Genomic DNA, 17,341 nt, shown 5'->3' with positions numbered 1-17,341 from the left:
ACAACGGTGGGGCAACCCGATTGTGTCTGTCATGCGACGGGTCGTTGCGGTTATGTCCGGGCACTTCGTTGAACCGGTCGGCAGATAGGGGGCGGGATGATGGACAGACGCGATTTTCTGGCGCGGGGCCTGGGCGGGCTGGGCGCCCTGTCGCTGGCGGCGGGGGCCGAAGCGGCCAGCCTGTTCGATCCGCTGGCCGGGCTGGAGCCGATCCGCGCGACGCCCGATCGTATCTTTCGCATCACCGTCTGCCTGCGGCCCTTCCGCGCGGCCGGGCCGCGCATCGCGGTGGAAGAAGTGGGGCGCAAGCGGGTCGTCCATCATTATGGCCATGGCGGCAGCGGCTGGTCGCTGTCCTGGGGATCGGCCGAGATCGCGGTCGGCATGGCGCTGGCGGAGGGGATGACGGATATTGCCGTCATCGGCGCCGGCGCGATCGGCCTCACCACTGCGCTCACCGCCCAGCGCGCCGGGGCGAAGGTGACCATCTATGCCAAGGAGCAATTTCCCGATGTGCGATCGGCGCGGGCGACCGGCACCTGGTCGCCCGATTCACGGATCGCGATGGAGGGCGGTGTCGATGCCGGCTTTGGCGATCGCTGGGAGGCGATGGCGCGGCGATCCTTCGCTTTCTATCAGGGGCTGCTGGGCCTGCCGGGCGATCCGGTGGAATGGACCGACCGTTACATGCTGTCGGACAGTCCGGCTGTGACGCCTGCCGTCGAGAGGGTGACGCCGGAGCGGCCCGATCGCTTCATTCGGCTGGAAGACCGGCTGCATGACATCATGCCGCGATCGGTCGAGCTGGCGCCGGGCACTCATCCCTTCCGCACCGAGCGGGCCCGGCGCAGCAGTTCGCTGACCTTCAATGTCGCCGATCTCGCCCATCAGCTGACCAATGATTTCCTGATCGGCGGCGGCCGGATCGTGCCGATGGAATTGCACGAACCCCAGGACGTGGCGCGGCTGAAGCAGAAAACCGTCATCAACTGCACCGGCTATGGCGCGCGAGCATTGTGGCGGGACGAGAGCATCGTGCCGGTGCGCGGCCAGATCGCCTGGCTGATCCCGCAGGCGGGCGCCACCTATGGCGTCTATCATGACAAGCTGGCGATGCTGGCGCGGCGCGACGGTATCGTGGTGCAGGAGGTCGGGGAGGACGATTGGTTCGGCTATGGCGACGCCAATGAAGCCCCCGACCGCGAAGCTGCCGAGGCATCGGTGCGCAAGCTGGCGGGCTTCTGGAAATAGCGCGCCGCCGCCCAGGCCCCCCGTCTCCGCCCGTCAGGCGAAGACCAGCGACTGGTGCGCGCCGACCCCGGCCTTGACCCCGGATGCGGATGCAAAGGTCGCATTGTGCATGGGGGAGGTGGCGTCGCCGGCGGCATAGACGCCGGGCACCGAGGTCAGGCCCCAGGCGTCGATGCTGATGAAGGGGCCGGTCGGGCCATCCTCCAGCGCACAGCCGAGCTGGACCGCGACATCGCTGCTGAGCCGGGTTCTGGGGGCGGTGAATAGGGCCGACACTTCGATCGTCCGGCCGTCGGCCAGTTGCACGGCGCTCAGCGCGGGCGCGTCACCGATCAGCGCGACGACGGGCACCCGCTCGATCGCGACGCCGCGCGCTTCCAGCCGGGCGCGTTCGGCATCGTCCGGCTCATATTGGCCCTGGGTGAAATAGGTGGATGGCCCCCAGTCGGGGATCAGCGCCGCCTGATGCGCGGACATCGGGTGGTTGGCGATGATGCCGAGCGGATGGTCGCGCACTTCATAACCATGGCAATAGGGACAGTGGAGCACCGTCTCGCCCCAGCGTTCGGCCATGCCGGGGATCGGCGGCAGCTCGTCGCTCACGCCGGTCGCCAATATCAGCCGTCGGGCCAGCCGGGTTTCGCCGCTGGCCAGGGTCAGGGCGAAGCCGTCGCTGGTCTTGATGGCATGGCGCACTTCGCCGGCCAGCATCCGGGCGGTGGGATAGGCAAGCAACTGGCGTTCGGCATCGCGGATGATGGCGCGGGGCGTGCGGCCATCCTGCCCCAGGAAACCATGGGCGGCGTCGGCAAAGCGGTTCCGCGGCAGGCCGGCATCGATCAGCAGCACATCCTGCCGCGCGCGGGCAAGCTGCATCGCCGCCGACTGGCCGGCAAAGCTGCCGCCGATCACGATCACGTCATGCATGGGTCTTCCTTTCAATGGCTGCGCCGAATCACGATACTTGATAAGTTACATAATTCGACCAGTCCAATTTGCAACAATTGATGTTGCGTGATAGGCGAGCGAAAAAGGAGAAGCCCGCGATGCAGCTGGATGCGCGCCTGTCGAGAATGCTGCATATCCTGATCCATATGGATCGGCTGGACGGCCCGATGACGTCGGAGCGGGCGGCGCAGATGCTGCGCACCAATCCGGTGGTGGTGCGACGGACCATGGCGGGCCTGCGCGACGCGGGCTATGTCCGCTCGGAAAAGGGGCATGGCGGCGGCTGGACCCTGGCCCGTCCGCTCGATGCGATCCGCATCCTCGACATTTATCGCGCGGTGGGCGAGCCGCGCATCTTCTCGATCGGCCCAGCCGATCCCGATCCGCAATGCCTGGTCGAACAGGCGGTCAACGCCTCCATGGCGGCCGCGATGCAGGAGGCGGAGGCGATGCTGATCGCCCGGCTGGGACAGGTGACGCTGGCGCAGATCGCGGCGGACTTCGACCAGCGCTATGCCGCGCTGCTGGCGACCGGAGCGATCGAGCCGCTGACCGGCCATTGAGCCAAGCGGCTTGCCAACCGCCTGTGGCGCGGCCATCAGGCGGGGCATGCAATGGCAATTCTGGATCGACCGCGGCGGCACCTTTACCGACGTGGTGGCACGCGACCCGCAAGGGGTTCTTCACACCGCCAAGCTGCTGTCGAGCGACCCCGAGCGCTATGCCGACGCAGCGGTCGAGGCGATCCGGCGGCTGACCGGCGCGGGCGACGGGCCGATCCCGCGCTGCACGTTGCGGATCGGCACGACCATCGCCACCAATGCGCTGCTGGAGCGCAAGGGCGAGCCGGTGCTGCTGGCGATCACCAAGGGATTCCGCGACGCGATCCGCATCGGTTATCAGGACCGGCCGGACCTGTTCGCGCGGCGGATCGACCTGCCGCCGCCGCTTCATGCCGATGTCGTGGAGATGGACGAGCGGCTGATGCAGGATGGCACCATCCTGACGCCGCTGGACGAGGTCGCGGCGCAGGCGGCGTTGCAGCGCGGCTATGATGCCGGGCTGCGCGCGATCGCGATCGTGCTGATGCACGGCTATCGCTATCCCGCCCATGAGCAGGCGCTGGCGCGGATCGCCCGGCAGATCGGCTTCACCCAGATTTCGGTCAGTCATGAGGTCGCGCCGCTGATCAAGCTGGTCGGGCGGGGCGACACGGTGCTGGCCGACGCCTATCTCTCGCCGGTGCTGCGCGCCTATGTCGACGGGCTGGGCGCGGCGCTGGGCGAGGACGCCGACATGCTGTTCATGCAGTCCAATGGCGGGCTGACGCGCGGCGACCTGTTCCGCGGCAAGGATGCGGTATTGTCCGGCCCGGCCGGCGGCATCGTCGGCCTTGCCCGCACCGCCGAGCAGGCGGGCTTTGGCGAGGTGATCGGTTTCGACATGGGCGGCACCTCGACCGACGTGTCCCATTATGCCGGCAGCTATGAACGCGACAATGAGGCGCGGGTGGCGGGCGTCCGGCTGCGCGCGCCGATGATGCGCATCCACACCATCGCGGCGGGCGGCGGCTCCATCTGTTCAGTGGTCGACGGGCGTTTTCGCGTCGGCCCGGAATCGGCCGGCGCGGTGCCGGGGCCGGCCTGCTACCGGCGCGGCGGACCGCTGACCATCACCGACTGCAATGTCATGCTGGGCAAGGTGCAGCCCGATTTCTTCCCCAGCCTGTTCGGCCCCAGGGGCGACCAGCCGCTCGACCGGGACGCGGTCGAGGCGCGCTTTGCCGACATTTGTGCGCAGGTGGAGGCGCAGACCGGCCGGGTGATGAGCGCACAGGAGGCTGCGCAGGGCTTCATCGCCGTCGCCGTCGCCAGCATGGCCAATGCGATCAAGCGCATATCGGTCGCGCGCGGCCATGATGTTGCGCGCTATACGCTGGCGAGCTTTGGCGGGGCGGGCGGGCAGCATGCCTGTCTGGTCGCCGACGCGCTGGGCATGGACCGGGTGATGATCCATCCGCTGGGCGGCGTCCTGTCCGCCTATGGCATGGGCCTGGCCGACCGGCGCGCGGTGCGCGAGCGGACGCTGGCGCTGCCGCTGGACGATGCAGGCGCCGACGCGCTGGCGGCGGCGATCGCCGAGCTGGCGGAGCAGGCGCGCGCCGACCTGCCGGAGGCGGAGCGGAGCGAGACGGTGCTGCGGCTGCGCTATGATGGCACCGACAGCCTGTTCGACGTGATGCTGGGCGATCGGGCGGCGATGCTGGCCGATTTCGAGGCGCAATATCAGGCGCGCTTCGGCTATGGCGGCACCGGCACCATATTGGTCGACATGGTGCGGGTCGAGGCGATCGCGCCGACCGCCGAGGATATGGGCAAGGTGGCGACCATCGCGACCCAGCCGGCCGCGCCACTGGCGCAGGTGATGCTGGCAGGCGCGCAGGCACCGGTGTTCGACCGGGCGGGACTGACGCTGGACAGCGTCGTCGATGGCCCGGCACTGATCAGCGACCCGGTGTCGACCACGGTGGTCGAGACGGGCTGGCGCGCGCGGCTCGATGCGATTGGCAATCTGGTGCTGACCCGCCATGCGCCACGCCCGGCGCCGGCCGCCGATGACGGCACCGCCGTCGATCCGGTCCGGCTGGAGGTGATGGGCGGCCTGTTCATGGCGATCGCCGAGGAAATGGGCGCCGCGCTCCAGCACAGCGCCTCCTCGGTCAATATCCGCGAGCGGCTCGATTTCTCCTGCGCTCTGTTCGACGCAGCCGGCAATCTGGTCGCCAATGCGCCGCACATGCCGGTCCATCTGGGCAGCATGGGGGAAAGCATCCGCGCGGTGATGCGCCGGCGCGGAATCGGCGCCGATGGCCGGGCGATCGACGGGCGCGGCATGCTGCCGGGCGACGTCTATGCGCTCAATGCGCCCTATGATGGCGGCACCCACCTGCCCGACGTGACGGTGGTGATGCCGGTGTTCGTCGACGGGGCGGCGCACGCGCCTGCCTTCTATGTCGCGGCGCGCGGCCATCATGCCGATATTGGCGGTATCTCGCCCGGCTCCATGCCGCCCTACAGCCGCAGCATCGAGGAAGAGGGCATCGTCCTCGATAATGTGCTGGTGGTGGATCAGGGCCGCTTCCTGGAGGGGGATCTGCGCGCCCTGCTGGGGTCGGGCCGCTGGCCCTCGCGCAATATCGACCAGAATATCGCCGACCTGTCCGCCCAGATCGCCGCCTGCGCCAAGGGCGCGGCCGAGCTGCAGCGGATCAGCGGCGATTATGGCGCCGATGTCGTGGCCGCCTATATGGGCCATGTGCAGGATCAGGCCGAGGCGGCAGTGCGCCGGCTGATCGATCGCCTGTCCGACGGGCACTATCGCTATGCGATGGATAATGGCGCGGCGGTGGTCGTCAACGTGATGATCGACCGGGCGGCGCGCGGCGCGACGGTGGATTTCACCGGCACGTCGGACCAGTTGCCGGGCAATTTCAACGCGCCTTTGTCGGTCGCGCGTGCGGCCCTGCTCTATGTCGTGCGGACGCTGGTGGACGAGGCGGTGCCGATGAATGACGGCTGCCTCAAGCCCATGACTTTGGTGGTGCCGGAGGGGTCGCTGCTGCGGCCGCTTTATCCTGCGGCGGTGGTCGCCGGCAATGTCGAGACCAGCCAGGTCGTCACCGATGCTCTGTTCGGCGCGCTGGGCGTGATGGCGGGCGCGCAGGGGACGATGAACAATCTCACCTTCGGCAATGCGCGCCACCAATATTATGAGACGATCTCGGGCGGATCGGGCGCCGGGCCGGATTTCGACGGCGCCGATGTGGTGCAGACCCACATGACCAACAGCCGCCTCACGGACCCCGAAATATTGGAAAGCCGATTCCCGGTGCTGCTGGAGGAATTTTCGATTCGGCCCGGATCGGGCGGCGCGGGCGCGCATCATGGCGGCAATGGCGGGCTGCGCCGCATCCGCTTCCTGGAAGATATGACCGCCGGCATCCTGGCCAACCGGCGCAGCGTGCCACCCTTTGGCCTCGACGGCGGCGCGCCCGGCGGGCTGGGGCGCAACTGGGTCGAGCGTGGCGATGGCCGGGTCGAGATGCTGGGCGCGACCGGATCGGCGCAGATGGCGCCGGGCGACGTCTTCGTGATCGAGACGCCGGGCGGCGGCGGATTCGGCAAGGGCTGATCCGCCTCCGTCCGCGCGGAGCGAACGGAGGTCGGGAGGCGGGACGCTCTAGTCCCGCCAGCTCCTGTCGGTGCGGTCGATCAGGCGGACCATCGCCTGGAAATCCGGCACGCCGACGCCGACCGGCAATTGCACACCGGCGAGGTCGCGCTGATGCACGGCGATGACATCGGCCGGGATTTCCACCGGCGTGCCGGCGGCGCAGGCGGCGACCTGAATCTCGCAGGCGCGCTGGAGCATCCATTGCATCAGGAAGGCTTCGGGCAGGGTCTTGGCCATCACCAGCGTGCCATGGTTGCGCAGCATCATGATTCGCCGCGCGCCCAGATTGGCGATCAGCCTTTCGCCTTCCTCCGGCCGGATCGTGACACCTTCAAAGTCATGATAGGCGATCCGCCCGGCAAAGGCGGCAGCGTAGAAATTGATCGGCCGCAGCCCTTCCTGCGTGGCGCTGACCGCCATGCCTGCGGTCGTATGGGTGTGGATGATGCAATGGGCGTCGGCCAGGTGGCGGTGGAACACGCTATGCTGGGTGAAGCCGGCGCGATTGACCGGATAGGGGCTGCCGTCCAGCACATGGCCGTCGATATCGATCTTGACCAGGTTGGACGCCGTCACCTCGCTGTAGAGCAGGCCGAACGGGTTGATGAGGAAGGCGTTTTCCTCATCGGGCACGCGCAGGGTGATGTGATTGTAGATCAGTTCCGACCAGCCCAAATGGTCGAAGATGCGGTAGCAGGCGGCGAGCTGCTGGCGCGCCTCCCATTCGGCAGGCGACATGTCGGGCTGTCTGGCGGCACTTGCCATGGCCATCCTCCTTTATATTATGGACGCCACTATCCTCCGCTCGACGCATTCTGTCGAGGGAAAGGGCGTGAAAGCCCTGCAGGGGTTGAATTTGCCCGACTCTGCTGGTAGGGCGCGCCCCACATGCCTCAGGGTGACCTGTGGCGACTCACGGATTTTTATATTCGGTCGGCCCGTCGGGAGGGTTTCATTCCTGGCGATCCGCCCGTTTTCGATTGGAGATTGACGGACTTATGCAGATCATCGTTCGCGACAACAATGTCGACCAGGCCCTCCGCGCGCTCAAGAAGAAGCTGCAGCGTGAAGGCGTGTATCGCGAAATGAAGCTGCGTCGTCACTACGAGAAGCCCTCGGAAAAGCGTGCGCGCGAAAAGGCGGCTGCTGTCCGCCGCGCCCGCAAGCTGGAGCGCAAGCGCGCCGAGCGCGACGGCGTCCGTTAAGGATTGCCGATATCAGGACGGCCGGTTCGCGGTCGTCCTGACTCTTTGCTGATTTCCCGTTCTTCATTGCGAGGCGTTCGCCCATGTCCACGACGGCTGTCCCCCTTCGTCCTATCGCCAAGGGGTCGCTGACGCGACTCTGGATCGGCGTCGCCGCGATCGCGCTGGCGGCCGGTGGTCTGGCCTGGGCAGGGCAGCAGGGCGTGGAAGCGTCGCCTGCCGCCTTCCTGACGCAGAACGCCCATGCCAAGGGCGTGGTCACGACCGAGTCGGGCCTGCAGTACCAGGTGCTGGAGGAAGGCAGCGGGCCGAGCCCGACGACCGCCGACGTTGCGCTGGTGGGCTATAAGGGCACGCTGCTCGACGGCACCGTGTTCGACGAGAATCCGCAGACGCCGATGCCGGTCGACGGCGTGGTGCCGGGCTTCTCCGAAGGCCTGCAGAAGATGAAGAAGGGCGGCAAATATCGCCTGTGGATCCCGCCGCAGCTTGGCTATGGCGAACAGGCCGCCGGCCCGATCCCGGCCAATTCGGTGCTGGTGTTCGATGTCCAGCTGCACGACTTCAAGTCGCGCGCGGAAATCATGCAGATGCAGCAGCGGATGCAGCAGATGCAGGGTGGCATGCCGCAGGGCGCCGTTCCGCAGGGCGTGCCGGGCAACTGATCCGATCGATCCGAGAGTAGAGAAGGGCCCGGTTTCCGGGCCCTTTTTCTTTGGTGGCCGGTGCGGATGCGCCAGAGGCGCAGTCCGGACAAATGCTCAGAGGGCTGCCTGATCGCCGGGGGCCGATGGCGGGAAGGCGAGGCCTTCGGCGCTGCCAATCTTTTCCTCGCCGGTGAATAGGCGGTCGAGTCGCGCCTTCACGTCGCGTCGATATTCGACGCAGGACACCGAACGCGGCGCGCCAATGTCGATATCGTCGGCGATCGCCGACTTGATCCGTTCCAGCGCGTCATTGTCGAGGATGCCGGCCCGATGCAGTTCCCGGCAGAGCTGGACCATTCCGGCGGCGGTTGCCTGGGCCCGCATGCCGACATTGGTCAGTTCGAAATGCAGCTTCTTCTGCTGCTCCATTGCCACGGTCATGCCATTCTCTCCTTTCGCTTTAGGATAGAAGCGCAGGAGCAATCGTTACGTTCCGGGACGCATTCGTCAATCGCCGTTTTTATCGTCGCTTTTCAGGATGGTCTGCCCTGCCAGAGCCTTGGACCGTTCCTCCAGATAGACCTTGATCATGGCGACGATCGGATCGGCCAGGAACAGGCCGAGGATACCGAACAGCGCGCCCAGCAGGATCTGCGCCGCCAGCACCAGCGCGGGGGCCAGGTCGGTTGCGCGCTTGGCTACCATCGGCACGATCAGATAGCCGTCGATGATCTGCACCGCCATGTAGACGCCAAAGGCATAAAGGCCGGTATGGGTGCCGCCGGAAAAGCCGACCAGGACGATCAGCACGCCCGAGATGATCGCGCCGATATTGGGCAGGAAGGCGAGCAGGCCGGTGAGGATGCCGAGCAGGCCCGCCATCGGCACGCCGCCCGCCCACAGCAGCAGCCATACGCCCACGCCCTCCACCGTCATGCCGATCAGCCGGCCGAACATCAGGCGGCGCAAGGTGAAGGCCATCTTGTCGGCGACGGTGTAGAAATGGGCGCGCTTGTCCATCGGTAGCATCCAGGCGACGCCGCGCTCGTACAGCTTGGGTTCGACCGCGATGAAGATGGCCAGCACCAGCATCATGACGCCGCTGGTGATCGCGCCGACGGCGGTGCCGACGGCGGCGGTGACCCGGCCCATGGAACTCATCGCCTGCTGGGCCAGGCCCTTGAGGTCTTCGGGCGTGGTGGTGATGCCCAACTGCTGCATCCAGCCGCCGACCCGTTCCACCTGCGCCTCGACGATGGTGCGCATCGCCTGTGCCTGGGCGGCCAGGCTGGAGCCGGTGAGGTAGAAGGTGTAGGCGAGGAAGGCGACGACGGCGAGCAGCACGATCGTCAGGCGCCAGCCCCGGCCGATCGGCAGCACGCGGCCCAAGAGGCGGGTGCCACCATCCATCATGGTGGTGAAGACCAGCGCGCCCAGGATCAGCATGATCGGCTGGGCCAGCAGCACGATCAGCGCGATGCCGATCGCCATCGCGAACCAGACGCCCGCCCGCTTGATCTCATGCTGGACCAGCGGGCTGCGCAATTCGCTGGGGCCGGGTTGCTCGATATGCTGCTGCGCGTCGCTCAAACCCGGAACCCCCATCAATCGCTGTGAACTATTTCGCCTCGGTAACGCTCTGGGGGCGCAGGCTGTTCCCGGCGCGGCCACCACGGAAGGCATGGAGCCAACTGAGCGGGTTCCAGCTCGAATCGCCGTCCAGGCTGAAGGTGATGAATTCGGCGCGGCCGCCGATCGCTTCCCATGGCACCGGGCCGCCCAGCCCATTTTCTTCCAGCGGGGCGCGGCTGTCGGCGCTGTTGTCGCGATTGTCGCCCATCAGGAAGACATGGTCGGCGGGCACGCGGACCGGGCCATACCAGTCGAGCGCGCTCGGCCCCATGTCGATCGTGACATAGGTCTTGCCGTTGGGTAGCACTTCCTGCCGTACCGGCAGTTCGCACCAGCTCTTGCCGGCCTTGTCGGTCACCAGCGCGCCAGGGAACTGCATCGGCGGACAGGGGGCATTGCCATCGACCGCTATGCGCAGGGGCTTGAGCACCTTCTGCGGCACCGGCACGCCGTTCAGGATCACCTGACCGCCACGCACCTCGACAATGTCGCCGGGCAGGCCGATGACCCGCTTGATATAATCTTCGCGCCGGTTCTGGGGCGAGACGATGACGATGTCGCCACGCTCGGGCAGGTGGCCCAATATGCGCCCCTTCAGGAAGGGCAGCGGATGGAAGCTGGGGCTGACATAGGACCAGCCATAGGGGAATTTGCTCACCACCAGCCGGTCGCCCTTCAGCAGCACCGGCATCATCGATTCCGACGGGATGTAGAAGGGCTTGGCGACGAAGCTGTGGAAGGCCAGCACGGCGAGGATGAGCAGTACGATGCTCTTCACCTCATGCCACCAGTTCACCCCGCTGCCGCCGGCCCCGCTGGTGCCTGCCTCCTTGTCGTCGGCTGCCGTTTCGGGCGCGGCGGGTGGCAGGGGGTCGGTTTGGGTCATGTCGACTGCCGTCATGGAAGGGCTATGCTCGGATGGGGAGGGCGGCCCGCTCAAAGCGGCAGCGCCTCGATGATGACGAAGGCCTGGGCCCATGGATGATCGTCCGTGAGCGTCAGGTGAATGACCGGCTTGTAGCCCGCCGGCACCATCGATGCCAGCCGCTGTGCCGCGCCGCCGGTCAGCGCCAGCGTGGGCGCGCCGCTGGGCGCATTGACGACGCCGATATCCTTCATGAAGACGCCGGCCTTGAAACCGGTGCCGACCGCCTTGGAAAAGGCCTCCTTGGCGGCGAAGCGCTTGGCCAGCGTGCCGGCTTTGGTGAACGGCCGGCGTTCCGCCTTGGCCTGTTCGACATCGGTGAAGACGCGCTGGACGAACCGGTCCCCGAAGCGGTCGAGCGAATTCTGGATCCGCTCGATATTGCAGAGATCGGAGCCGAGGCCGATGATCATGCGGCAGTCACCGTGCCAGGTCCATCTGGCGCCGCATTTCGCGGATGCTGGCTTCCAGCCCGCCGAAGATCGCCTCGCCGATCAGGAAATGGCCGATATTGAGTTCGGCGATCTGCGGGATGGCGGCGATCGGCGCGACATTGTCGAAGGTGAGGCCATGGCCGGCATGCGGCTCGATGCCGTTCTTGGCGGCGAGCGCGGCGGCGTCGGCAATGCGGCGCAGCTCGACCGCGCGGGCCTCGCCGGTCAGATGGGCATAGGCGCCGGTATGGAATTCGACCACCGGCGCGCCGAGTTGGATCGCGGCCTCGATCTGGGCGGCGTCGGCCTCGATGAACAGGCTGACGCGGATGCCGGCGTCGGTGAGCGCGGCGACGATCGGGCGCAGCACCGCGATCTGGCCGGCGGCGTCCAGGCCGCCCTCGGTCGTGCGCTCCTCGCGCTTTTCCGGCACGATGCAGGCGGCATGCGGCTTGTGCTTGAGGGCGATGCCCAGCATTTCCTGCGTCGCCGCCATTTCCAGGTTCAGCGGTACGTCGAGCGCCGCCATCAGCATCGCGATATCCTCGTCGCGGATATGGCGGCGATCCTCGCGCAGATGCGCGGTGATGCCGTTGGCGCCGGCCTTCACCGCCAGCAGCGCGGCCTTGACCGGATCGGGATGTTCGCCGCCCCGCGCGTTGCGGATCGTCGCCACATGGTCGATATTGACCCCCAGGCGCAGCGGAACGGCGGCCATCTTACTGCTTCCGGCTGCCGGGCTTGATCGCCGGCACCGCTTCCAGTTCGGGCGGCAGCTGATCGGCGTCATAGACCGGGAAATTGATGCTCACGAGCGGGTAGAAGGGGACGCCCAGGTCCACTTCGCCGGCCGAACGATCGACCAGCGCCACTTCGGCGACGACGATGCCGCCTTCGCGCTCGACCGCCTCGATCGCCTGGCGCGACGACAGGCCGGTGGTGACGACGTCTTCCACCATCAGCACTTTCTGCCCCGGCGATATGGCAAAGCCGCGGCGCAGTTCGAACACGCCCTCGGGCCGCTCCAGGAACACCGCATCCTTGTCGAGCGCGCGGCCGACTTCATGGCCGATGATCAGGCCGCCCATGGCGGGCGACACGACCAGATCGATCTCCTGGCGCAGCTCGCGCGGCAGCTGCTGCACGGTGGCGCGGGCCAGCTTGCCGGCGCGTTCGGCATTCATCAGCACGCGGGCGCACTGCAGGTAATTAGCGCTGCGGCGGCCCGACGACAGGATGAAATGTCCTTCGAGCAGCGCACCTGCTGCCCGGAATTCTGCCAATACTTCTTCGTCGGTCATTCCGCCCTGTTCCACTATTCCGTTGCGGGAGGTCGCGCAAAAACGGCGCCCGGCCCGCCCATATCGCACGGGCATGATATGCCCATGATCGCGCACCTGTGCGCGAGGTGCGAGATAGGCGGGAGCGGGAGGCGTTGCAACAGCGAAGAAAATCTGGTCCACACTGACTTGAGGCAGAAAAATTCGTTGCCTATAAGCCGCCACATAGACCGAACGGGCGGGCACGACGCGAAAGTGGACGTTCCCGTTGCAGCGGCAACAAGGGGTTAGGGGTAGATGAGGCTATGAAAAAGGTGAGATCGCTCATTCTGGCCGGCTTGCTGGCAATGGCGCCGGCAACGGTGATGAGCCCGATGGCATTGGCGCAGGAGAATGCCGCCGCTGCCGCCCCCGCTGCTGACAATGCAGCTATATCGACCGAATCACCCGACAATGCGACGGCCCCTGCGGCCGAAGCCGCGCCCGCCGCCAAGGTCGCCGCGCCGCCGCGGATGAAGCCGACCGAAGGCATCGGCATGCCAAAGCCCGGCGAGATCACGCTGCAGGAGCAGTTCACCTCCACCGGCCACACCGCGCGCTGGCTGCACGACAAGATGCTGCTGCCGCTCATCACCATCATCTCGGTCTTCGTGCTGCTGCTGATGCTCTATGTGATGGTGCGCTATCGCCGCTCCGCCAACCCGGTGCCGTCCAAGACCTCCCACAACACCGTCATCGAAGTGGTGTGGACGCTCGTCCCGGTCCTCATCCTGCTGGTGATCGCGATTCCCTCGATCGGCCTGCTGGCCGACCAGTACAAGCCCGCGCCCAAGGATGCGCTGACCGTGAAGGTCACCGGCTATCAATGGTATTGGGGCTATGAATATCCCGACAACGGCATCCCCGAATTCGTGTCGAACATGCTGCCCGAGGACAAGGCGAAGGAAAATGGCGAGCCCTATCTGCTCGCGCCCGACAATCGCCTGGTCCTGCCGGTCGGTCGTCCGGTCAAGCTGATCATCACCGGCGCCGACGTGATCCACAGTTTTGCCGTGCCTTCGCTCTGGGTGAAGATGGACGCCGTGCCAGGCCGCCTGAACGAGAAGAGCTTCACCATCGAGAAGCCGGGCGTCTATTACGGCCAATGTTCGGAACTGTGCGGCGCGCGCCACGGCTTCATGCCGATCGCGATCGAGGCGCTGCCCCCGGCCCAGTTCGACCAGTGGGTCCAGTCGCAGGGCGGCACGCTGAAGGGCGCAGCGGCGGAGAAGACGGCTGAAGCCGCTGCCGCTACTGCTGAAAAGAAGATCTGAGGGGTAGGAACGTCATGACCACCATCACCGCCGACCATCATGGCGATCATCATGGCGACCATGCCCATGATCATCATGATGCCGACCACAAGCCGGCCTTCTTCCAGCGCTGGTTCATGTCCACCAACCACAAGGACATCGGCACCCTCTATCTGATCTTCGCGATCATGGCCGGCCTGATCGGCGGCGCCATTTCCGGCCTGATGCGCATGGAATTGCGCGAGCCGGGCATCCAGTTCCTGCATATCTGGGCGCAGTGGAGCGACGGTCCCGCCGCGACGCTGGACCAGGCCTATCATCTGTGGAACGTGCTGATCACCGCCCATGGCCTGATCATGGTCTTCTTCATGGTGATGCCCGCGATCATCGGCGGCTTTGGCAACTGGTTCGTGCCGATCATGATCGGCGCGCCGGACATGGCCTTCCCGCGCATGAACAATATCAGCTTCTGGCTGCTCATCCCCGCCTTCCTGCTGCTGCTCGGCTCGACCTTCGTGCCTGGCGGCACCGGCAATGGCGCGGGCACCGGCTGGACCGTCTATGCGCCGCTGTCGACCAGCGGGTCGGCCGGCCCGGCCGTCGACATGGCGATCCTGTCGCTGCACATCGCCGGCGCCAGCTCGATCCTGGGCGCGATCAACTTCATCACCACCATCCTCAACATGCGTGCGCCGGGCATGACCCTGCACAAGATGCCGCTGTTCGTCTGGTCGGTGCTGGTCACCGCCTTCCTGCTGCTGCTGGCGCTGCCGGTTCTGGCCGCGGCGATCACCATGCTGCTGACCGACCGCAATTTCGGCACCACCTTCTATGATGCGGCCGGTGGCGGCGATCCCGAACTCTACCAGCATCTCTTCTGGTTCTTCGGCCACCCCGAAGTCTATATCATGATCCTGCCGGGCTTCGGCATCGTCAGCCAGATTGTCTCGACCTTCAGCCGCAAGCCGGTGTTCGGCTATCTCGGCATGGCCTATGCCATGGTCGCGATCGGCGTGGTCGGCTTCGTCGTCTGGGCGCACCACATGTTCACCACCGGCATGTCGGTGAATGTGAAGATGTATTTCACCGCCGCCACCATGGTCATCGCGGTGCCGACCGGCATCAAGATCTTCTCGTGGATCGCCACCATCTGGGGCGGGTCGATCAGCTTCAAGACGCCGATGGTGTGGGCGCTGGGCTTCATCTTCCTGTTCACCGTGGGCGGCGTGACCGGCGTGGTGCTGGCCAATGGCGGCGTCGACGACGTGCTGCACGACACCTATTATGTGGTCGCGCACTTCCACTATGTGCTGTCGCTGGGCGCGGTCTTCTCGCTGTTCGCGGGCTTCTATTACTGGTTCCCGAAAATGACGGGGCGCATGTATAATGAAGTGCTGGGCCAGCTCCATTTCTGGGTCTTCTTCATCGGCGTGAACCTGCTGTTCTTCCCGATGCACTTCCTGGGCCTGAGCGGCATGCCGCGCCGTTATCCCGACTATCCCGAGGCGTTCGCCTATTGGAACAAGATCGCGACCCACGGCTATGAGATCATGGCGGTCGGCGTGCTGATCTTCCTGGTCAATGTCTTCTGGTCGCTGTTCGCCGGCAGACGCGCCGAGGGCAATCCCTGGGGCGAAGGCGCGACGACGCTGGAATGGACGCTGACCAGCCCGCCGCCCTATCACCAGTTCGAGACCCTGCCGGTCATCGACTGATCGCCATGCGGGTGCCCGGCCTGGACCGGGCACTCCATCCCCCTGCGGCGGGGCAGATGGGTAGGACCGTCTGTCCATTTGCCGGAATCGGTCAGGGCCTGTATGGGGCGCCGGCTGATCGAAGAGGAGTTTATGGCCAGTTCGCCGCTTTCGTCCGGGGCTAATGCCCCCGTCCTGCCCGCTCATTGGCGCGATTTCGTCGCGCTGACCAAGCCGCGCGTGATGACGCTTGTGGTGTTCACGGGCCTGTGCGGGCTGCTCGCCGCGCCCGGCCATATCCATCCGGTGCTGGGCTTTACCGCGATATTGTGCATCGCGCTGGGCGCCGGCGCGGCCGCCGCGCTCAACCAGTGGTGGGAAGCCGACATCGACGCCAAGATGAAGCGCACCGCCAGCCGGCCGCTGCCCGCCGGCCGGATGGAGCGGCAGACGGCGCTGCATTTCGGCGTCGGCCTGTCCTTCTTCTCGGTGATCCTGATGGGGATGGCGACCAACTGGCTGGCCGCTGCGGTGCTGACCGTCTCGATCCTCTTCTATGTCTTCATCTATACCATCTGGCTGAAGCCCCGGACGGCGCAGAATATCGTCATCGGCGGCGCGGCCGGCGCCTTTCCGCCGGTGATCGGCTGGGCGGCGGTGACGGGCGACATCACCGCGCTGCCCATCGCCCTGTTCATGCTGATCTTCTTCTGGACGCCGCCCCATTTCTGGGCGCTCGCGCTGTTCGTGAAGACCGATTATGCCGCCGCCGGCATCCCGATGCTGCCGGTCGTGTCGGGTGAAGTCGTCACCCGGCGCCAGATCCTCTTCTACACCTTCATCATGGCGGTTGCCGCGCTGGCCCCGGTCGCGCTGCACCTGACCGGCGCGATCTATGGCACGGCGGCGCTGGTCGGCACCGCGATCTTCGCCGCCATGGCCTTTCAGGTCTATCTGCGCCGCGAGACCGACCCCGCGCGCATGGCGCCGGAAAAGCGGCTGTTCAAATATTCGATCCTCTATCTCTTCCTGCTGTTTGGGGCAGTGGTCGTTGACCGCTGGCTGCTGGCATGAGTCCGGAAGATCAGGATCAGGTGCGCGCACGGCAAAAGTCCCGTGCGCTGGTGACCGGGCTGCTGCTCGGCTTCCTCGCCATCCTCTTCTTCGCCATCACTTTGGCGAAGATCGGCGCGAGCCATAATATCTGATGGCCTCGCTCCCGCCCTCGCCCTTTGACCGCGACCGCCGCAACCGGCGGACGCTGGTGGCGATGGCGGGCATCGGCCTGGCGATGCTTGCCCTCGGCTTCGCCTCGGTCCCGCTCTACCGCATCTTCTGCCAGACCACCGGTTTCGGCGGCACGACCCAGCGCGCGGCGGCCGATGTGAAGCTGACCCCGGTGGCCGGGCGGACCATGTCGATCCGCTTCGATTCCAATGTCCAGCCCGGCATGCCCTGGGAGTTCCGGCCCGAACATCGCACCGACACGGTGACCGTCGGCGCCCGCGACATGGCGATTTTCATTGCGAAGAACCTGTCCGACAAGCCGGTGACCGGCACCGCCAGTTTCAACGTCACGCCGACCCAGGCTGGCGCCTATTTCACCAAGATCCAGTGTTTCTGCTTCACCCAGCAGACGCTGCAGCCCGGTGAGGAAGTGCGCATGCCGGTGATCTATTATGTCGATCCCAAGATATTGCAGGATCCCGACAACAAGGACACGCAGCAGATAACGCTCAGCTACACCTTCTATCCTGTTGAGCAGGGGAAGCAGCCAAGCTAAGCTGACGAGAATAACCG

At 66.2% G+C, this 17,341-nt stretch carries 18 protein-coding genes; 10 read left to right on the top strand and 8 right to left on the bottom strand.

Translation table 11 applies throughout. From position 1 onward, the window contains the following. Positions 1-96: 96 nt before the first annotated feature. Positions 97-1,251 (top strand): FAD-dependent oxidoreductase, encoded by a 1,155-nt coding sequence (locus HH800_RS18220; protein ID WP_169861945.1) that lies wholly within the window; start codon positions 97-99, stop codon positions 1,249-1,251. Positions 1,252-1,284: 33 nt separating this feature from the next. Here the strand turns inward: HH800_RS18220 and HH800_RS18215 are convergent, their stop codons facing one another. After that, positions 1,285-2,178 carry an NAD(P)/FAD-dependent oxidoreductase gene (locus tag HH800_RS18215; protein WP_169861944.1) on the bottom strand — a complete coding sequence of 298 codons (894 nt, stop codon included), beginning with the start codon at positions 2,176-2,178 and terminating at the stop codon, positions 1,285-1,287. A 119-nt stretch (positions 2,179-2,297) separates the two neighbouring features. Between HH800_RS18215 and HH800_RS18210 the strand changes: the two genes are divergently transcribed. Further along, complete coding sequence (locus HH800_RS18210) at positions 2,298-2,762, top strand: Rrf2 family transcriptional regulator (protein WP_169861943.1); 465 nt, start codon at positions 2,298-2,300, stop codon at positions 2,760-2,762. 46 nt (positions 2,763-2,808) lie between these two features. Then, entirely contained in the window at positions 2,809-6,390 is a 3,582-nt protein-coding gene (locus tag HH800_RS18205) for a hydantoinase B/oxoprolinase family protein (RefSeq protein WP_169861942.1), read from the top strand. 48 nt (positions 6,391-6,438) lie between these two features. Here the strand turns inward: HH800_RS18205 and HH800_RS18200 are convergent, their stop codons facing one another. Next, positions 6,439-7,197, bottom strand: a complete 759-nt coding sequence (locus HH800_RS18200; protein WP_169861941.1) for a class II aldolase/adducin family protein — start codon at positions 7,195-7,197, stop codon at positions 6,439-6,441. A 233-nt stretch (positions 7,198-7,430) separates the two neighbouring features. Here HH800_RS18200 and rpsU point away from each other — a divergent pair, with 233 nt between their 5' ends. Further along, positions 7,431-7,637, top strand: coding sequence for a 30S ribosomal protein S21 (gene rpsU / locus HH800_RS18195; protein ID WP_004208618.1), 207 nt, complete (start codon positions 7,431-7,433; stop codon positions 7,635-7,637). Between the two features lie 83 nt (positions 7,638-7,720). Beyond that, positions 7,721-8,302, top strand: coding sequence for an FKBP-type peptidyl-prolyl cis-trans isomerase (locus HH800_RS18190; RefSeq protein ID WP_004208617.1), 582 nt, complete (start codon positions 7,721-7,723; stop codon positions 8,300-8,302). Between the two features lie 96 nt (positions 8,303-8,398). Here HH800_RS18190 and HH800_RS18185 read toward each other — a convergent pair whose 3' ends face one another. The 6 genes from HH800_RS18185 to pyrE form a co-directional block, all read right to left on the bottom strand. Next, entirely contained in the window at positions 8,399-8,725 is a 327-nt protein-coding gene (locus HH800_RS18185) for a hypothetical protein (RefSeq protein WP_069338030.1), read from the bottom strand. Positions 8,726-8,791: 66 nt separating this feature from the next. Beyond that, positions 8,792-9,874 (bottom strand): AI-2E family transporter, encoded by a 1,083-nt coding sequence (locus HH800_RS18180; RefSeq protein ID WP_010339611.1) that lies wholly within the window; start codon positions 9,872-9,874, stop codon positions 8,792-8,794. A 28-nt stretch (positions 9,875-9,902) separates the two neighbouring features. Next, positions 9,903-10,817: a signal peptidase I gene (gene lepB, locus HH800_RS18175; RefSeq protein ID WP_004208614.1), complete on the bottom strand. Its 915-nt coding sequence runs from the start codon at positions 10,815-10,817 to the stop codon at positions 9,903-9,905. Between the two features lie 35 nt (positions 10,818-10,852). After that, positions 10,853-11,254 (bottom strand): holo-ACP synthase, encoded by a 402-nt coding sequence (gene acpS / locus HH800_RS18170; RefSeq protein ID WP_004208613.1) that lies wholly within the window; start codon positions 11,252-11,254, stop codon positions 10,853-10,855. Positions 11,255-11,261: 7 nt separating this feature from the next. Then, positions 11,262-11,993, bottom strand: a complete 732-nt coding sequence (locus HH800_RS18165) for a pyridoxine 5'-phosphate synthase (RefSeq protein WP_125997341.1) — start codon at positions 11,991-11,993, stop codon at positions 11,262-11,264. Position 11,994: 1 nt separating this feature from the next. Further along, a complete protein-coding gene (gene pyrE, locus HH800_RS18160) occupies positions 11,995-12,576 on the bottom strand; it encodes an orotate phosphoribosyltransferase (protein WP_004208611.1) in 582 nt (193 codons plus the stop codon). A 284-nt stretch (positions 12,577-12,860) separates the two neighbouring features. Here pyrE and coxB point away from each other — a divergent pair, with 284 nt between their 5' ends. From coxB to HH800_RS18135, 5 genes are all read left to right on the top strand, one after another. Then, positions 12,861-13,868, top strand: a complete 1,008-nt coding sequence (coxB, locus tag HH800_RS18155) for a cytochrome c oxidase subunit II (protein WP_004208610.1) — start codon at positions 12,861-12,863, stop codon at positions 13,866-13,868. Positions 13,869-13,882: 14 nt separating this feature from the next. After that, positions 13,883-15,562, top strand: a complete 1,680-nt coding sequence (ctaD, locus tag HH800_RS18150; protein WP_004208609.1) for a cytochrome c oxidase subunit I — start codon at positions 13,883-13,885, stop codon at positions 15,560-15,562. Positions 15,563-15,694: 132 nt separating this feature from the next. Next, complete coding sequence (locus HH800_RS18145) at positions 15,695-16,615, top strand: heme o synthase (protein WP_026108937.1); 921 nt, start codon at positions 15,695-15,697, stop codon at positions 16,613-16,615. Beyond that, positions 16,612-16,749 (top strand): hypothetical protein, encoded by a 138-nt coding sequence (locus HH800_RS18140; RefSeq protein ID WP_010339616.1) that lies wholly within the window; start codon positions 16,612-16,614, stop codon positions 16,747-16,749. Before HH800_RS18145 ends, HH800_RS18140 begins: the two co-directional genes overlap by 4 nt. Continuing rightward, entirely contained in the window at positions 16,749-17,324 is a 576-nt protein-coding gene (locus HH800_RS18135) for a cytochrome c oxidase assembly protein (protein WP_004208606.1), read from the top strand. The genes HH800_RS18140 and HH800_RS18135 overlap by 1 nt, the downstream gene beginning before the upstream one ends. The last annotated feature ends 17 nt before the right edge of the window (positions 17,325-17,341 follow it).

It is taken from the genome of Sphingobium yanoikuyae, assembly GCF_013001025.1.
GTDB classification, from domain to species: domain Bacteria; phylum Pseudomonadota; class Alphaproteobacteria; order Sphingomonadales; family Sphingomonadaceae; genus Sphingobium; species Sphingobium yanoikuyae_A.
The sequence above is the reverse complement of the archived record's forward strand: the minus strand, read 5'-3'. Positions and strand labels throughout refer to the sequence as shown.